Here is a 17,328-nt window from a genome sequence, read left to right on the forward strand (position 1 = left end):
AACCGAAGGGAGCGGTATTTACTGCTCCCTTACTCGTTTCACCCACTGCATAATTAGCGCAGTAGCTTGCGTATCCTGATTGACGTTTTCCTCAACAATGGCGAAACCCTGCTTATGGTAGAACCGGCAGGCGCGCGTATTCTGCTGATACACTTCCAGACTGAGTAAGGGGAAAAGCGCCTGAACATGCTGGATTAGCGTTGCGCCAATCTGTTTGCCGTAATAGTTTTGTTCCACAAAGAGTGCGCCGATAAATCGTGCTTCCAGTACGCTGATAAAGCCAATAAGACTTCCTTGCTCCTCATAAACCCAGGTTTGTGACTGAGGAATATAGATGTCACGTACCGCAGTTGCACTTTCTCGCCAGTAATCTTCATGAATGAAGGGATGCGCCAGAATGGTGCTCGTTAACCAAAGTTGCATCAGCGGTTCGAGATCGAGGCCACGGTAAGGGCGGATCATGATGTGCTTTTCTGATGACAAAAACAGTCGGTGACATGGTCGTTGACCAATCCGCCCGCCTGCATGAAGGCATAACAGATAGTTGAACCGATAAATTTGAAGCCGCGTTTCTTCAGGGCTTTTGACATGGCATCTGAAACGTCCGTTTTGGCAGGAACCTCTGCAAGTGAAGCTGGGTGATTGAGACGCGGTTGGTGTTCGACAAAAGACCAAATGAAGTGCGAGAAACTCTCTCCCTGACTTTCCATCGCCACCCATATTTTTGCATTGGTGATGATCGCCTCGATTTTCCCACGGTGGCGGATAATACCGCTGTCCTGCACCAGTCGATCCACGTCATCCTGCGTCATTTTTGCTACTTGTTCAGGATTGAACTGGTGAAAACAACGGCGATAGTTTTCGCGTTTTTTCAGGACGGTGATCCAGGAAAGGCCCGCCTGCTGGCCCTCCAGACACAGTAGCTCAAATAGCTTCTGGCTGTCGGTGCAGGGCTTCCCCCACTCGTTATCGTGGTAATCCTGATATAAGGTGTCTTGTGTAACCCAGCCGCAGCGTTGCATTCCTTTCTCCTGATTCGGTTGTGCCGTTGGTATTTGGACGCACAGTTCATTGTAATGCGGTCTGCCGCAATGTGGGGAGATCATGACATTCATAGTTCTGTATATGCAACCAGCGTTTTGCGGGCGTGCTCGCAGATATGAAAGGTCGTGTGCGGATGGGGCGGAAAGTCGTCGTGGAATCGTGAATAATGCTTTGCCAACAGCTCAGGGCTGTTTTATTCGCTCAGGGCTGTTCATTAGCTCAGGGCTGTTTATTGATCATAAGAAAAGCATAAACAGAGACAGAGGTATAGGGAATGGCAGTGGAGTGGATAGCGGCCTATCTGGCATTAGGCGCAGTGGTGGGTTTTATGGCCGGGTTATTGGGCATCGGCGGCGGTGGCATTATGGTGCCAGTGCTGACGGCGCTGTTTGCCGCACAAGGTGTAGATAATACGCATCTGGTGCATTTGGCGTTGGGAACGTCAATGGCGGCGATTGTCGTCACGGCAATTTCCAGCCTGCGTACCCACCATCAGCATCAGGCGGTGCTTTGGCCTGTAGTGGTGCGGATTACGCCTGCCATCCTGATCGGGACATTCGCCGCTACCTGGCTGGCGACGATGTTGCCGACGCGAACGCTGGCAATCTTTTTTTCCTGTTTTATGGCCTACGTTTCGCTGCAAATGGTGTTGAATATCAAGCCAAAACCGCAGCGCCAGTTGCCCGGTACGGCAGGTGTTTCGTTCGCAGGGCTGGTGATTGGTAGTATTTCGGCGCTGGTGGCCATTGGCGGCGGGTCGCTCACGGTGCCGTTCCTGACGTGGTGCAACGTGCGTATCCAGCAGGCGATCGGTACGTCGGCAGCGGTCGGGCTACCGATTGCTCTTTCCGGTGCGCTGGGCTACATGATCAACGGTTGGTCGGCGAACGGGCTGCCTGATTACAGCGTCGGCTATGTTTCTCTGCCCGCTGTTCTCTTGATTTCCGCCGTCAGCTTCTTCACTGCGCCTGTTGGCGCTCGTCTGGCGCACCGTCTGCCTGTTGCGACGCTGAAAAAAGCCTTTGCGGCATTGTTACTGCTGCTGAGCCTGAAGATGTTGCAGACCGTTTTTTCCGGTTGATCCCGGAACTTGAAAGATGATGGCGGGGATTTGCACTTGTTACCGCATTCTGGCTGTATATCTTGCGGTCAGAGGGTATACTGGCGAATTCCTTATAAATCCACTTGTATCGCGCGCGAATCCAACATGCAAAAGTTTGATACCAAGACCTTCCAGGGCCTGATCCTGACGTTACAGGATTATTGGGCTCGCCAGGGCTGCACCATTGTTCAACCATTGGACATGGAAGTCGGCGCAGGCACTTCACATCCTATGACCTGCCTGCGGGCACTGGGGCCGGAGCCAATGGCCACCGCCTATGTGCAACCCTCTCGTCGTCCAACCGATGGGCGCTACGGCGAAAACCCGAACCGCTTACAGCACTATTACCAGTTTCAGGTCGTCATTAAGCCATCACCGGAGAATATTCAGGAGCTGTATCTCGGTTCTCTGAAAGAGCTGGGCATGGATCCGACCATTCACGATATTCGCTTCGTGGAAGACAACTGGGAAAACCCGACGCTGGGCGCATGGGGCCTGGGCTGGGAAGTTTGGTTGAACGGTATGGAAGTCACGCAGTTTACCTACTTCCAGCAGGTTGGCGGCTTGGAATGTAAACCAGTAACCGGTGAGATCACCTACGGTCTGGAACGTCTGGCGATGTACATTCAGGGCGTTGATAGCGTTTACGATCTGGTCTGGAGCGATGGCCTGTTAGGTAAAACCACCTACGGCGACGTGTTCCATCAAAACGAAGTCGAGCAATCGACCTATAACTTTGAACACGCAGATGTCGATTTCCTGTTCAGCTGTTTCGAGCAATATGAAAAAGAAGCGCAGCACCTGCTGGCGTTGGAAAAACCGCTGCCTTTACCAGCTTACGAACGCATTTTGAAAGCGGCGCACAGCTTTAACCTGCTGGATGCGCGTAAAGCGATCTCGGTTACCGAGCGTCAGCGCTACATTCTGCGTATTCGTACCCTGACCAAAGCGGTTGCGGAAGCCTATTATGCCTCTCGTGAGGCTCTGGGTTTCCCGATGTGTAATAAGAAAGAGAGCTAAGAGGCAGCCATGACTGACAAGACTTTTCTGGTGGAAATTGGCACGGAAGAGCTGCCGCCGAAGGCTCTCCGTAATCTGGCAGAATCCTTTGCCGCTAATTTCACGGCGGAGCTGGATGCCGCCAATCTGGCGCACGGGGACGTAAGCTGGTTTGCTGCGCCGCGCCGTCTGGCGCTGAAAGTGGCACGCTTAAGCGCTTCTCAGCCCGATCGTGAAGTAGAAAAACGGGGTCCAGCGATTTCTCAAGCGTTTGATGCCGAAGGAAAACCAACCAAAGCGGCAGAAGGCTGGGCGCGTGGCTGTGGTATCACCGTTGAGCAGGCCGAACGTTTAACGACCGATAAAGGCGAGTGGCTGCTGTATCGCGCCCACGCTAAAGGTGAACAGGCTCAGGCGTTGCTGGCTGGCATGGTAAGCACCGCGTTATCAAAGCTGCCGATCCCAAAACTGATGCGCTGGAGCGATAAAGAAACCCAGTTTGTGCGTCCGGTACACACTGTAACCCTGCTGCTGGGTGAGGAACTCATCCCCGGTCAGGTACTGGGTATCCATTCTGCTCGTACTATCCGCGGTCACCGCTTTATGGGTGAAGCTGAATTCACGATCGACAACGCCGAACAGTACCCGCAGATTCTGCTGGAACGCGGTAAAGTCGTCGCCGACTATGATGCGCGTAAAGCCAAAATCAAAGCCGATGCGGAAGAAGCCGCACGCAAGATTGGCGGTAATGCCGATCTGAGCGACAGCCTGCTGGAAGAAGTCACCTCGCTGGTGGAATGGCCGGTGGTACTGACTGCGAAATTTGAAGAAAAATTCCTCGCTGTACCGTCCGAGGCGCTGGTTTACACCATGAAAGGTGACCAGAAGTATTTCCCGGTTTACGACAACAGCGGCAATCTGCTGCCTCACTTTATCTTTGTTGCCAATATCGAATCCAAAGATCCACAGCAGATTATCTCCGGTAACGAAAAAGTGGTGCGTCCGCGCTTAGCTGACGCCGAGTTCTTCTTCAATACCGACCGTAAAAAGCGTCTGGAAGATCATCTGCCGCGTCTGGAAACCGTTTTGTTCCAGCAACAGTTGGGTTCATTGCGCGATAAAACCGACCGTATTCAGGCGTTGGCTGGCTGGGTTGCTGGCCAGATTGGTGCCGATGTGAATCATGCTACGCGCGCGGGCCTGCTGTCCAAGTGTGACCTGATGACCAACATGGTGTTCGAATTCACCGACACGCAGGGCGTGATGGGGATGCACTATGCGCGTCACGATGGCGAAGCGGAAGATGTTGCTGTTGCGTTGAATGAGCAGTATCAACCGCGCTTTGCGGGTGATGAACTGCCGTCTTCTGCGGTGGCTTGTGCGCTGGCTATTGCCGATAAAATGGATTCGCTGGCAGGAATTTTTGGCATCGGCCAACATCCAAAAGGCGACAAAGACCCGTTTGCACTGCGTCGTGCGGCCCTCGGCGTGTTGCGCATCATCGTCGAAAAACGTCTGCCGCTCGATTTGCAGACGCTGACCGAAGAAGCGGTGCGTTTGTATGGCACTAAGCTGACTAATACCAAGGTTGTGGATGAGGTGATTGAGTTTATGCTCGGTCGCTTCCGTGCCTGGTATCAGGAAGAAGGTCACAGCGTAGATACCATTCAGGCGGTATTGGCGCGTCGTCCAACCCGTCCGGCTGATTTCGATGCCCGCGTGAAAGCGGTTAGCCACTTCCGTTCGCTGGATGCAGCAGCGGCGCTGGCAGCGGCTAACAAACGCGTTTCCAACATTTTGGCTAAGTCTACCGATAAGCTGAATGAGAGCGTCAATGCTGCTGTATTGAAAGACGCGGCGGAAATTACGCTGGCAACGCACCTTGTCGTGCTGCGTGACAAACTGACGCCGCTGTTTGCTGAAGGCCGTTATCAGGAAGCGCTGGTTGAGCTGGCCTCACTGCGTGAACCTGTCGATGCATTCTTCGATCAGGTGATGGTAATGGCGGAAGATGAGCAGGTTCGAGTGAACCGCCTGACGCTGCTGAGCCAACTGCGTGAGCTGTTCTTGCAGGTTGCGGATATTTCTGTGCTGCAATAGGGACAACATAACCTTTCCCTAGGCTGTAAAATGAGCCTAGGGAAAGATCGTTTAGCTTTCTGAAAGAACCATACTGTTTTTTATTTGAATAAATGGTGTAAGTTGGGGATTGTTTTTCATATGCCCATGGTTGTCCTGATTAGAATGACATTCAATACAGAGTGCCTGTAAATTTTTGTTGTTATTATTATTTTTTTGCCCATCACGGTGGTGGACATGTAAAAATTTATTTAAATCTTTACGTGTAAGGTTTATGTTGCAAATTTCACATTGCCAGTTAACTGACTCTCGATATTGTTTTGATATTATTTGGAAATTTTTGGAGTAATCATTAATTGGAGCAGTAATATCATTATGCTCAGCATTGTATGTTGTTGCTGAGTTCGGATAAACAGTAAAGAATTCTCTTAGATCAAAAGTAGAAAAAATATTTTCTCTATCCTGATATTTTCTAGAGTAATTTTTCCAATTTAGCGTTTCGAGACAAAACTTACATACATCTAAGTTTTCTTCTCTGGTGACCCACTCTGTTTTTTCAGTATTCTGTGATTTTATCGTAAAAATTCCATCACTACGAGTGGCTGCAACGTATCTTCCACTTTTGTTATTTTCCCACATTCTCTGTAATGTTTTACAGTTTGCCAAATGATATTTTGGCAAACTCATGTTCCCACTGTAGGAAGCGACATCTCTTATATGAAGGATAACTCGGTTATCTTTATAATTAATAGTATGATCACTATTAATTTCTATTTCTAATATATCAACATCTTTTCCAGTTGTTGACAGTATTTTATCAAGAATAAGAGCATCCATTTTTATTTCGGTGATTGGTGGGATAATTTCTGCTTTCATTTCCTTGCGTAGATTATTGAAAATTGACGACTCAAGAAAATCGGGAAGTTGAGAGACGAGAAACGAATCCATTATATTTTATTCCCTTTCTCAACAATATTGGCCACCTGACGTTCAACATTTGTCCTGACACGAAACTCCACTCTTTGAGAGCGTGCACTGTCTTCAATTTGCGTTGGGGATGTAATCGTTTTTCCTTCTTTATCAATGGGTTTTGCTGAAGAAAACCCAATGGCTCGAACATGATTTTTAAACCAGCTTAAGGTGTTTTTAGAGTCTGAAACAGCAGGCATATTCATAATATATGACAGAGTTGTTCGAGTTCTTGACTGAGACAGTTCCATGTTATGAAAGTAAGCATCATTTTCACTTACACCAGTTCGCCACATCGTTGATGTATGTCCCTCAATACGTATTTCCTCAATGTTATCGATATATTTTTTATCAGTCATAATACCAAGGTAGCGAGGGATAAATTCATCTAAGATACTTTTAAATTCCGGCTTTAGCTCAGAGGAACTGGTTGTAAATAAAATATTTGGCTCCTGGAACCGTACTGTTAGATCCTCGTCGATTGTTGCGTGCCAACGTTTTAGATCATCCTTGAATTCGAGCTGTAATGCTTGACCAAGCCCCTGTAGGGTATTTTTATATACTGATGGAATCTTAACCATCTCCTGTACTTTTATCATATAGACAACGGAGATAAGTAAAAATATCATCATCAGAGAGGTCATTAAATCACTCAGGCTGATCCAAAAATCCTCTTTATCTGCTTTTTTGTGAGTCAGTAATGGATTATTCATCTGCTATCTCCTCAAATTCTCGGATAGGCGTACGACGTCTCTTAGTTTTTCTGTTAGAGGATCGTAATCCTGTACAAATTTAGAAGATAGTGCTCCTAATTGTTGGCCTAGGCTATCGAGAGATTTCTTCAACGCAGCAGCTAAAGCAGCATCCAATGTCTGAACTTGTTGTTCTGTTTTTTTATTTAGTTCGACAATATTATTGGTGACGTCTTCATTGTGTTTCTGCATATATTTAGTGAGATCTTGAGAAAGGCGGGTTATCTGCTCTTGTAGCTCAGTACCTGTTTTCTGAACAGATTTTTGCATTTCCTGATTTTGGTTTTTTATTGCATCGGACATCGCTTTCGAACTACCTATCATCTGACTGGTAAAGTCAGCCGCTGAGGATTCCAATGTGCGTGTGACAGTATAAATACTATCTCCAATGACTGTGGCAGAGGCTTTAGCCCCGTTTCTCACATCCTCTATAATAGCCATGATTCCTTTTTCTATTTCGGGGATGCCTGTTTTTGAGGATTCAATTAGTTCAGCGAGTTGTTTTAGATTTTCTTCTATGCCTTTTTCTAAACTAGAGGCCGTGCCAATCGTTTGATGAATGTCTTTTGCAACTTGAGTAAATGATTCCGATTGTGTCATTATTTCAGAAAAGGATTGGGTCGCTTGTTGCATATTTTCTGTTGTTTGAGTTTGTTGCTCAATCATCTCTCGTATTTGCAGGCTGTATTGTTGCTGCCACTCATTTATTTTACCGACAGCTTCATTTAGCTGTTTAAAATTTTCGCCAAATTGCTCACCGATTTTTTCGTTAAAGTCATGAATAACTTCTTTTAATGCTTCAATTAATGCTTTTGAGTTATTTTCAGTTTGAATTTTTGCAAATTCAGTAAATGCATTATGAATATTGGTGAGTTTATCGTTTTGATCGCCGCGCATTAACTTTAACTGTGTGAGTAAAGAAGCATCTTCATTTCCTGCTATAGCATAATGCAATCGGCCAATCGATTCTGTAGAGATCTGTAAGTGTTGAACAATATCATCAATTGTTGAATCAGTGGGTGTTGGTTGGTTGTTTTTTGTTCTTACACCCCAGATGGCATAGCGCCATTTTATAATTAATGCGCAAGCGACACCCGCGACAGAAGCCCAAAATGCGGTTTTTATGCCATTAATCAGCGTAGGTAAGCTATTTTCCACATCATTCATATCGAATGACGACAAACCTAACGCAATGCCAAGGAAGGTTGCCAATATTCCTATAGTAATGAGGATACCTGGCGACTCATGGGATTTTTTCTCGGTAAAATTCCAGTTGCTATAAATGAAGTAGGCAAGGATTACAGCAATAAAAATCCATGTTTCAAGTGGTAATATACTAAGCATAGAGTAGTCAAATTGTCCGTTTGTTAAAAATAAAGCTATCGTGCTAAAAGAGTCACTTTTTATTTAAGGTAGTAAATTGCATATTCGTTACCTTGTTAATAGTTTCATTTTGTAATCTATTTTTTCATATTGTCGAGTAACCTCATATTTTTGGCGAATTTTATTATTCGGATGAAAAATGCGAGATGAAACGCAATTTTAATAATATGTTTATGATTAAACAATAACCATACTGGTTTTTATTTCTCTTGAACGCCAGACCTGGCCTTTTTCTGCACAGCCAGCCTGATTCGACTATGCTTATGTCGTAGAAAATCTTGTCATGGAAAATCCGTCGCTAGCGTGTTTTTGTCCGTATAAAGCACGGCTGGCGGGGCAGTAAGCATAACAGGAGTAGGGAATGAGAAGGCTGATGACGTACCGTTCACGCTGGCTGCTGCCAGTTCTGGTTATTCTGGCGGCATTGCAGCTTGCTGCCTGCGGTGACAGTGAAGCCGAGCAGCGGAAGGCATTCATTGCGTTCCTGCAAAGCGTGCAGTCGCAGCAGGATGGGATACTGCCTGCATTGACGGAAGAGCAAAAGAAGAATTTTGGCAATTTCACCAACGATTACGCGATTTTAACCACCTTTTCTCAGCAGTTTAATCAGGCCGTATCCGGCAGTTTAACGCCGATGCTGGGGCAAATTTCCCGTATTCGCGTCCCTAAAGACTATCTGACACAGCGTGATGCACTGAGGCAATCTGTTGGAACCATGAGCCTGTTGGCGCAGCATGTTCAGACGGCGAAAGCGCAGGCTGACAATGCCCACCGCACATTAAAACAGCCCGAAGAGGTGCAAATTCCTTATGAGCGACTGTATGCGCGGACGGTAATACAGCCGACGAATGCGTTGTTGCCTGCTATTCCGAATGCCACGTCGTTTACACAAAGCCTGATTCAGGTTGGGGATTTCCTTCAAGCTCAGGGCGATCAGGCCGTATTTAACGGTGCGTCTGTGCAATTCCGTACGCCACAGCAGGTGGCGCAATATAACGGTATGGTGGCAGCATTGCCGGTTCAGCAGCAAAATTTAATGAATGCGCTCAGAGGGGTAACTGGCACGAACTATCCCTAATTAGCCTCTTTTAGCGAGGCGCTCTTGGCGGATAGGTATTCTGGATAAGATGAGTTTGGCAGACGAGAGGAAAAATAAATTGTGATTAACATCACATAAATAAAACAAACAAGCGCCTGTAAAGTGTGATGCAAATCACATATAAGGCGCAGTGTTTGTCTACAAATCTGTTTAGTTTTTCATTTTTAACGGTTTTTTGTGAAGTAAATCACCTATTTGTATCGTTGATGTAGGGTGGTTGTGTGATTTTTGTCACGTTGCTGCCATGAGGTTGCGGTATGAAAACAGCGTGTTAGAGTCCGCGCTGCATACAGTAATAATGACGGAAGTATTCTTGTGGCAATCGGTATTTTTATAGCCACGCCGTCTCACGATAATTACCACGCGCTCTTATTGTCAGCGCGTTTCAATAGGGGTGTGTTTTTATGCTTTCACCAGATATTAAGATCAAAGTTCAAAACTTTGGCCGCTTCCTCAGCAATATGGTGATGCCCAATATTGGCGCATTTATCGCCTGGGGTATTATTACCGCGCTGTTTATCCCCACTGGCTGGATTCCCAATGAAACGTTGGCGAAGCTTGTCGGTCCAATGATCACGTTTTTGCTGCCATTGCTGATTGGTTATACCGGCGGACGCTTGGTATTTGGTGAGCGTGGTGGTGTGGTTGGTGCAATTACAACGATGGGCGTGATTGTTGGGACCGATATCCCGATGTTCCTCGGTGCCATGATTGTAGGCCCGTTGGGCGGCTGGGCGATCAAACGTTTTGACCGTATGGTCGACGGTAAAATCAAGAGCGGCTTTGAAATGCTGGTCAACAACTTCTCTGCCGGTATTATCGGTATGTTGTTGGCAATTCTGTCGTTTTTGGCAATTGGTCCGCTGGTTGAAGTCTTCTCTCAGGTGCTGGCCTCCGGCGTTAACCTGATGGTGCAGAACAACCTGTTGCCGTTGACGTCCATCTTCGTTGAACCCGCAAAAATTCTGTTCCTGAACAACGCTATTAACCACGGTATCTTCTCACCGCTGGGCATTCAGCAGGCGACGGAAACTGGCAAATCTATTTTCTTCCTGATCGAAGCGAACCCAGGCCCGGGTATGGGCGTGCTGATGGCTTACATGTTCTTCGGCCGTGGTAACGCGAAAGAATCAGCACCGGGTGCGGCGATTATCCACTTCCTGGGCGGTATTCACGAAATTTACTTCCCTTATGTGCTGATGAATCCGCGTCTGATTATTGCGGTGATTCTGGGTGGAATGACTGGCGTGTTTACGCTGAGCGTGTTGGGTGGCGGCTTGGTTTCTCCTGCGTCCCCTGGCTCAATTTTGGCCGTGTTGGCGATGACGCCAAAAGGCGCTTACTTCGCTAACCTCGCAGCCATTGCAGCCGCTTTCGCGGTGTCCTTCATTGTGTCAGCGATTTTGCTGAAAAGTACCAAGCAAAAAGAAGAAGACCTGGGCGACGCGACACGCCGCGTGCAGGAAATGAAAGCCTCTTCCAAAGGTGCAGCAACGAGCGCCGGTGTCAGCGGCGACATGAGCACCGTGCGTAAAATCATCGTAGCCTGTGATGCCGGCATGGGTTCCAGCGCGATGGGTGCTGGTGTGCTGCGTAAGAAAGTTCAGGATGCTGGGCTGACCAACATTTCGGTGACTAACAGCGCGATCAATAGCCTGCCGGATGATGTTGATCTGGTCATTACGCACCGCGATCTGACCGAGCGTGCGATGCGCCATGCGCCGCAAGCGCAGCATATTTCGCTGACCAACTTCCTTGATAGCGGTTTGTATAGCGATCTGGCAGCTCGTCTTGTGGCAGCGCAGGGTGCTGCGAAGCCTGAAACCGTCGCGACACCTGCACCAGCAGTTGTAGCCGATGTGCAGACGAACCTGTTCCAACTGGGTGCGGGTAACGTGTTCCTGAATCAGCATGCGACACACAAAGAGCAGGCAATCCGTTTTGCCGGTGAGCAACTGGTAAAAGGTGGCTACGTCGAACCTGAGTATGTTGAAGCGATGCTGGAGCGCGAAAAGCTGACCTCCACCTATCTGGGTGAATCGATTGCCGTACCACACGGTACGATTGAAGCGAAAGATCGTGTGCTGAAAACGGGCGTTGTCTTCTGCCAATATCCTGAAGGTGTTCGCTTTGGTGATGAAGAAGATGAGGTTGCGCGTCTGGTTATCGGTATTGCTGCCCGCAATAACGAACATATTCAGGTCATCACCAGCCTGACTAACGCGCTGGATGATGATGCCGCCATTGAACGTCTGGCACATACCCAAGATGTTCAGGAAGTACTCGACTTACTCTCTGGTAAAAAAAGTGCCTAATTGATGTGGCTAGAGCCGCCTTCGGGCGGCCTCTTTTTATGTTTTTTTAAGGTTATGTCTCATGAAAGCATTACATTTTGGTGCAGGTAATATCGGCCGTGGATTTATTGGTAAATTGTTGGCGGACGCTAACGTTGAACTGACATTCGCTGACGTCAATCAGCCGCTGTTGGATGCGCTCAACAGCCGTAAAAGCTATTCGGTGCGGATTGTCGGTGATAACACTCAAGTTGAGGCCGTCAGCAACGTCAGTGCTGTTCACAGCGGCAGTCAGGATGCCATCGCATTGATCGCCGTGGCCGATCTGGTGACGACCGCTGTGGGACCGCAGATTCTGGAAAAAATCGCCGGCACTATCGCTCAGGGGCTGGTTAAACGTCATGAAGACGGCAACACCCGGCCGTTGAACATTATTGCCTGTGAAAATATGGTGCGTGGCACCAGCCAGTTAAAACAGCATGTGCTGAAACTGCTGCCGGAAGCCCATCAGGAATGGGTTGTCGAGCATGTAGGATTCGTCGATTCCGCCGTGGATCGCATCGTTCCCCCTTCGGAAGCGGGAAGTGACGATGTGTTGGCGGTGACGGTAGAAACCTTCAGCGAATGGATTGTCGATAAAACCCAGTTCTGCGGTGAGCCGCCAGCGATTCCCGGTATGGAACTGACCGACAATCTGATGGCGTTTGTCGAGCGTAAGCTGTTCACGCTTAATACTGGTCATGCGATTACGGCCTATCTCGGCCAGCAGGCACGTCATCAAACGATCCGTGATGCGATTCTTGACCCGAAAGTCAGAGCCGTGGTCAAAGGCGCAATGGAAGAGAGCGGTGCGGTACTCATCAAACGTTATGGTTTTGATGCGGATAAACATGCCGCCTATATCAACAAAATTCTCAGCCGCTTTGAAAACCCTCATCTGCATGATGATGTGGATCGCGTTGGCCGTCAGCCGCTGCGCAAGCTGAGCGCAGGTGACCGTCTGATCAAGCCGCTGCTCGGAACGCTGGAATACCATTTACCGCATGACAACCTGATTATTGGTATTGCAGCCGCGATGCATTATCGCAGCGAACAGGATCCGCAGGCGCTGGAACTGGCTGAATTAATCCGTACTCTGGGGCCGCAGGCGACGCTGGTGCAAATTTCTGGTCTGGATGCTGACAGCGAGGTTGTCGCGCAAGCAGTGAATGTGTATAACGCCATGCAGTAATCGGCGCGTCTCGTCACAAGGCAGGTGTGGTCTTTTCGACACGGTGTAATGTATACGGGCGACGTCGGGGATCGGATGTCGCCACACCTGCCGGTAAGCATGCTACCGAGATGGGTATGTTGTGCGGATTTAAAGGTACGAGAAGTGACGATGGAAGAAACACAGGCGTTTGAAAACCGAGTTCTGGAAGCGCTGAACTCAGGGAAGACAGTGCGCGACTTTATGCTCTGCGCCGTTGAATTGCTGGCCGAAGCGGCCAGTATCTTGATGTTGCAGGTGTTCCGTAAAGACGACTATGCGGTGAAATATGCCGTTGAACCTCTGATGACGGGAACGGGCCCGCTGGGTGACCTTTCCGTGCGCCTGAAACTGATTTATGGCTTGGGGATGATCAGCCGTAAAGAGTATGAAGATGCGGAACTGTTAATGGCGCTGGGCGAAGAGTTGGCGCATGACGATCGGCACTATCGTTTTACCGATGATGAAATTCTGGGGCCCATCGGCGAGTTGCACTGCGTTGCGGCGTTGCCCGCAGAACCGACGTTGCCGCCGGGGGCAGATGCCGATCCGCTTCTGGTGAGTATGCAGCAGCAGCGTTATCAGCAGATGGTGCGTTCCACGCTGGTTTTATCCCTGACCACGTTGATTGCGCAAATCAGTCTGAAAAAGGCGTTTTAACCCCGTTCTACCGCATTACACCACTATACCTGTCAGGCGTTTATACTCGTTGTACTTCAAGCTGCATGTGTGTTGGCCGCCTTCACGCAACTCGAATTATTTAGCGTATAGTGTATGCTGTGCCCCGCATTATTCTCCCGTTATATAGGTTATCTTTTATGAAAGAGCAGGAAAAAACAGAGATCAAACTCCTTAGCGACCAGTTGGATAAGCTGACGCATAAGCAGACCACGCTGCTGGCACAAGGTGATGGTGAAGCCATCGCCCTCAATTTGGAGGCCTGCGAGAAGCTAACGGCTGAAATTGAGCGCCTGCGTAACGTGAGAGAACAGAAACTCAGCAAAGAAGCACAGAAATTGGCGAACTTACCTTTCAACCGTGCGATTACTAAAAAAGAGCAGGCTGATATGGGGACGTTGAAGAAAAACGTTCGCGGTTTGGTGATTGTGCATCCGATGACGGCACTCGGGCGTGAGATGGGTTTAAAAGAGATGACAGGCTACGCGCCGAAATCGTTCTGAGGCCTTTTCTCTGCACTGGCGGAGGATAGTGATGGACGAGTTATCGTGATGGATTCATTGATGAAGCCCCTGTTTAACAGGGGCTTTGTCGTTTTTATCGTTTTCGATATTAGCGCGGCGCGTGCAGACGATGCGGTTGGTTGTTAAACGCGATACCAGCGGGGGTATCGTCATGCTGTGCGTTGGCCAGACGGAAGACGGAAACCGCCTGCTTCAGCAGTCTTGCCTGCTCTTCCAGAGAGTCGGCGGCGGCAGAGGATTGTTCAACCAACGCGGCGTTCTGCTGAGTGGTGCTATCCATCTCAACAATAGCTTGGCTAACCTGAGTAATTCCTTTGCTTTGCTCATCCGATGCAGTGGCAATTTCACCCATGATGTCATGTACCTGAGTGATAGAGGTGACGATATCGTTCATCGTTTTGCCGGCATTGCCGACCAGCGTCGCACCGCGTGATACCTGATTAACCGATTCAGAAATCAAACCTTCAATTTCTTTCGCAGCCTGCGAACTACGCTGGGCAAGACTACGGACTTCGCTGGCGACAACGGCAAAGCCACGGCCTTGTTCACCGGCGCGCGCGGCTTCCACTGCGGCGTTCAATGCCAGAATGTTAGTTTGGAAGGCGATGCTGTTGATGACGGACGTGATTTCCGCGATACGTTTAGAACTGCTCTCAATCGCGGTCATGGTTTGCACCACCTTATTGACCTGCTCGCCACCCTGTTTGGCGGTTTGGGAAGCGCTGATTGCCAGCTTGTTGGCGTGGTGTGCGTTGTCTGCGTTTTGCTTAACCGTCGCGGTGAGCTGTTCCATGCTGGCGGCGGTTTGTTCAACGGCAGCGGCCTGTTGTTCGGTACGTGACGACAAATCTGTGTTGCCCGCAACGATCTCGCTGGATGCGTTAGAAATCTGGCTGACGCCGACGCGAATGTCATCGATCATATTGTGCAGATTGTCGTTCATTTTCGACATCGCACTCATCAACTGGCCCAGCTCGTCTTTACGGGTCGTGTTGATGGACATGGTGAGATCGCCCATCGCGATTTTTTCAGCCATGTTCAATGTATTGCCAAGTGGTGTGGTGATCTGACGTGAAATGAACCAGGAAATCAGCAGACCAAGCAGTAGGGTAATCAGCGCCGCGATGCTCATTTGCAGCGTGGCATTGTGAATGTCTGCCTGTGAGGCGGCCAGTTGATCGCTAAGTAGTGATAGGATAACGGCATTCAACTGATCGGCAACAACCCGCATTTGCCCTGCCTGCGCCATTTCTTCTTGATAGGCCGGCATGTATGCCAACACCTGTTCTTCATAATTGTTCATGATCGTCATAACCGGTGCCAGCGTTTCACGCTGTTCGGCAGACAGACTCTGATACAGGAAGGTCAATGATGTTTGCGCCGCGTTGATGGAATCCGTTAGTTTTTCTTCGGATTCTTTATTGGTTGAAAGTAATAAACCGCGAACGTGGTAGCGGACGGCAATCAGTTTTTGGTTTAGGTCAGAAAGTAATAATTGCAGAGTGGCGCTGTTATTATCCGTCTTTAATTGGTCATTGAGCTGTTGCAGTGGTTTTTCTGTCGTTGAGATATTCCAGCCTTTTCTTACCGTGTCTTTGGTATTTACTGCATTAATATAACCTTTTTGCTTTTCCTGGTAGCTGGAAATTAACGTAGGGATGCTGGCTATTTTCTTGGCGTCGCTTTCTGGCCAGTTAAATTCTTTTGCTTTTTCAGCGAGCTTGCTGATATTAGAAATATGCTCAATGTTCTTTTTGATATCATCAGGATTATAGGTGGTGCCGTATAATGCGCGGTAATATTTAGCCTGATTAATTTCATCATTGATATCGTTGCTTAAATTAACTTTATCAATACTGTCTTTCAGCGAGCCTATATGCATAATACCCGCACCGGCAATCACCATGGTCATCAGCAGAATCAGGAAAAAGCCTAATCCTAATTTTTTACCGACTTTTAGATTGTCAAAATTCATAGCCATCCCATCCCACCACTATATCGTATTGAGTCAAATTCATTATCCTGATGCACACTTGATTAGCGGTGTTAGCATCTCGGATTACCGCGTGCCAAGCCTATCCCTGCAAAACAACATGATAAAAACCCGCAGTAGATATCGGCACTCTACTCTGAAACTTTACGTGCCGCCCGCTTTTCGGGCTTGAAGCCTGTTCGCTAACAGAAACGGGTAAACGGTGCGAGATAGCGGCTATTCGATCGCGCGGGTCGGTGGGGAACAACGAGAAGATGAACAGAAAATACGAGGTGAAATATAATAAAAAACTGGAATAACACGTTGTTATTCCAGTCTCCATTCAAACGCAGAAGGAGCCTGATGGTATCAGGCATCCAACGGTTTTATTTTTTCGCGCTAGCGAAGCGAGCTGAGGCTTCGTCCCAGTTCAGCACGTTCCAGAATGCTTTAGCATAATCTGGGCGACGGTTTTGGAATTTCAGGTAGTAAGCGTGCTCCCATACGTCCAGACCGACGATTGGGTAGCCAGAGGTACCAGAAATTGCTTCACCCATCAGCGGGCTGTCTTGGTTTGCAGTAGAGACTACGGCCAGTTTGCCGTCGTCTTTCAGAACCAGCCAAGCCCAGCCAGAACCGAAACGAGTTGCTGCTGCTTGCTCAAATTTTTCTTTAAACGCATCAACGCTACCGAAATCGCGTTCGATTGCTGCTTTCAGATCGCCAGTCAGCGTAGTACCTAATTTCAGGCCTTTCCAGAACAGGCTGTGGTTAGCGTGGCCACCAGCGTTGTTACGCAGGGCTGCTTTTTTCTCAGCAGGGACTTTATCCAGTTGAGCAATCAGCTCTTCAACAGACAATTTAGCCAGTTCAGGCAGAGATTCCAGCGCTGCATTAGCATTATTGACGTAAGCCTGATGGTGTTTGGAATGGTGAATTTCCATCGTTTCTTTGTCGAAATGCGGTTCCAGTGCGTCATAAGCATAAGGCAGCGATGGCAGTGAATAACTCATGTTTAGCATCTCCATGGTAAAAAAAATGTTACGGCACTGTTCTATGAGTGCCGCGTAAGCAATACGTTCATTATAGTTAATTAAATGATATTGAAAATGATTATTCTCGATCTGCTGTCGGGAGTTAGATTGCTTTACTTCATGATAACAAACGTTTATGTCATTATCGCA

Annotated in this window: 15 protein-coding genes; 8 read left to right on the forward strand and 7 right to left on the reverse strand. The window is 48.3% G+C overall.

Going from position 1 to position 17,328, the window contains the following annotated elements; translation table 11 throughout:
• Nucleotides 1-18 precede the first annotated feature (18 nt).
• Nucleotides 19-462, reverse strand: a complete 444-nt coding sequence (locus DCX48_13945; GenBank protein QXE15530.1) for an N-acetyltransferase — start codon at nt 460-462, stop codon at nt 19-21.
• A complete protein-coding gene (locus DCX48_13950) occupies nt 459-1,022 on the reverse strand; it encodes a DNA-3-methyladenine glycosylase I (protein ID QXE15531.1) in 564 nt (187 codons plus the stop codon). The genes DCX48_13945 and DCX48_13950 overlap by 4 nt, the downstream gene beginning before the upstream one ends.
• Before the next feature lie 296 nt (nt 1,023-1,318).
• On the opposite strand from DCX48_13950, the gene DCX48_13955 reads away from it, so the two are divergent.
• From DCX48_13955 to DCX48_13965, 3 genes are all read left to right on the forward strand, one after another.
• Entirely contained in the window at nt 1,319-2,125 is an 807-nt protein-coding gene (locus tag DCX48_13955; protein QXE15532.1) for a sulfite exporter TauE/SafE family protein, read from the forward strand.
• A 126-nt stretch (nt 2,126-2,251) separates the two neighbouring features.
• A complete protein-coding gene (gene glyQ, locus DCX48_13960; GenBank protein QXE15533.1) occupies nt 2,252-3,166 on the forward strand; it encodes a glycine--tRNA ligase subunit alpha in 915 nt (304 codons plus the stop codon).
• A gap of 9 nt (nt 3,167-3,175) precedes the next feature.
• The gene (locus DCX48_13965) at nt 3,176-5,245 is read left to right on the forward strand and encodes a glycine--tRNA ligase subunit beta (GenBank protein QXE15534.1); all 2,070 of its coding nucleotides are present in this window, start codon (nt 3,176-3,178) and stop codon (nt 5,243-5,245) included.
• Between the two features lie 51 nt (nt 5,246-5,296).
• On the opposite strand, the gene DCX48_13970 is transcribed toward DCX48_13965, so the two are convergent.
• Genes DCX48_13970 through DCX48_13980 form a run of 3 tightly spaced genes read right to left on the reverse strand, consistent with a single transcriptional unit; the run spans nt 5,297 to nt 8,289 of the window.
• The gene (locus DCX48_13970) at nt 5,297-6,172 is read right to left on the reverse strand and encodes a hypothetical protein (GenBank protein ID QXE15535.1); all 876 of its coding nucleotides are present in this window, start codon (nt 6,170-6,172) and stop codon (nt 5,297-5,299) included.
• Nucleotides 6,172-6,906, reverse strand: coding sequence for an OmpA family protein (locus DCX48_13975; protein QXE15536.1), 735 nt, complete (start codon nt 6,904-6,906; stop codon nt 6,172-6,174). Before DCX48_13975 ends, DCX48_13970 begins: the two co-directional genes overlap by 1 nt.
• 3 nt (nt 6,907-6,909) lie before the next feature.
• A complete protein-coding gene (locus DCX48_13980) occupies nt 6,910-8,289 on the reverse strand; it encodes a hypothetical protein (protein QXE15537.1) in 1,380 nt (459 codons plus the stop codon).
• 412 nt (nt 8,290-8,701) lie between these two features.
• On the opposite strand from DCX48_13980, the gene DCX48_13985 reads away from it, so the two are divergent.
• The 5 genes from DCX48_13985 to DCX48_14005 all read left to right on the forward strand — a co-directional run bounded on the left by DCX48_13985 (nt 8,702) and on the right by DCX48_14005 (nt 14,151).
• Entirely contained in the window at nt 8,702-9,406 is a 705-nt protein-coding gene (locus DCX48_13985) for a DUF3053 domain-containing protein (protein QXE15538.1), read from the forward strand.
• A 425-nt stretch (nt 9,407-9,831) separates the two neighbouring features.
• Nucleotides 9,832-11,742, forward strand: coding sequence for a PTS mannitol transporter subunit IICBA (locus tag DCX48_13990; protein ID QXE15539.1), 1,911 nt, complete (start codon nt 9,832-9,834; stop codon nt 11,740-11,742).
• A gap of 61 nt (nt 11,743-11,803) precedes the next feature.
• The gene (locus tag DCX48_13995; GenBank protein ID QXE15540.1) at nt 11,804-12,952 is read left to right on the forward strand and encodes a mannitol-1-phosphate 5-dehydrogenase; all 1,149 of its coding nucleotides are present in this window, start codon (nt 11,804-11,806) and stop codon (nt 12,950-12,952) included.
• A gap of 150 nt (nt 12,953-13,102) precedes the next feature.
• Nucleotides 13,103-13,630 carry an MltR family transcriptional regulator gene (locus DCX48_14000; GenBank protein ID QXE15541.1) on the forward strand — a complete coding sequence of 176 codons (528 nt, stop codon included), beginning with the start codon at nt 13,103-13,105 and terminating at the stop codon, nt 13,628-13,630.
• A gap of 158 nt (nt 13,631-13,788) precedes the next feature.
• Entirely contained in the window at nt 13,789-14,151 is a 363-nt protein-coding gene (locus tag DCX48_14005; protein ID QXE15542.1) for a YibL family ribosome-associated protein, read from the forward strand.
• 109 nt (nt 14,152-14,260) lie between these two features.
• Here the strand turns inward: DCX48_14005 and DCX48_14010 are convergent, their stop codons facing one another.
• Both DCX48_14010 and DCX48_14015 read right to left on the reverse strand, forming a co-directional pair.
• Nucleotides 14,261-16,153 (reverse strand): HAMP domain-containing protein, encoded by a 1,893-nt coding sequence (locus tag DCX48_14010; protein ID QXE15543.1) that lies wholly within the window; start codon nt 16,151-16,153, stop codon nt 14,261-14,263.
• A gap of 377 nt (nt 16,154-16,530) precedes the next feature.
• Nucleotides 16,531-17,157, reverse strand: coding sequence for a superoxide dismutase [Mn] (locus DCX48_14015; GenBank protein ID QXE15544.1), 627 nt, complete (start codon nt 17,155-17,157; stop codon nt 16,531-16,533).
• Between the last annotated feature and the right edge of the window lie 171 nt (nt 17,158-17,328).

The organism is Pectobacterium atrosepticum (genome assembly GCA_019056595.1).
Taxonomy (GTDB): Bacteria; Pseudomonadota; Gammaproteobacteria; order Enterobacterales; family Enterobacteriaceae; genus Pectobacterium; species Pectobacterium atrosepticum.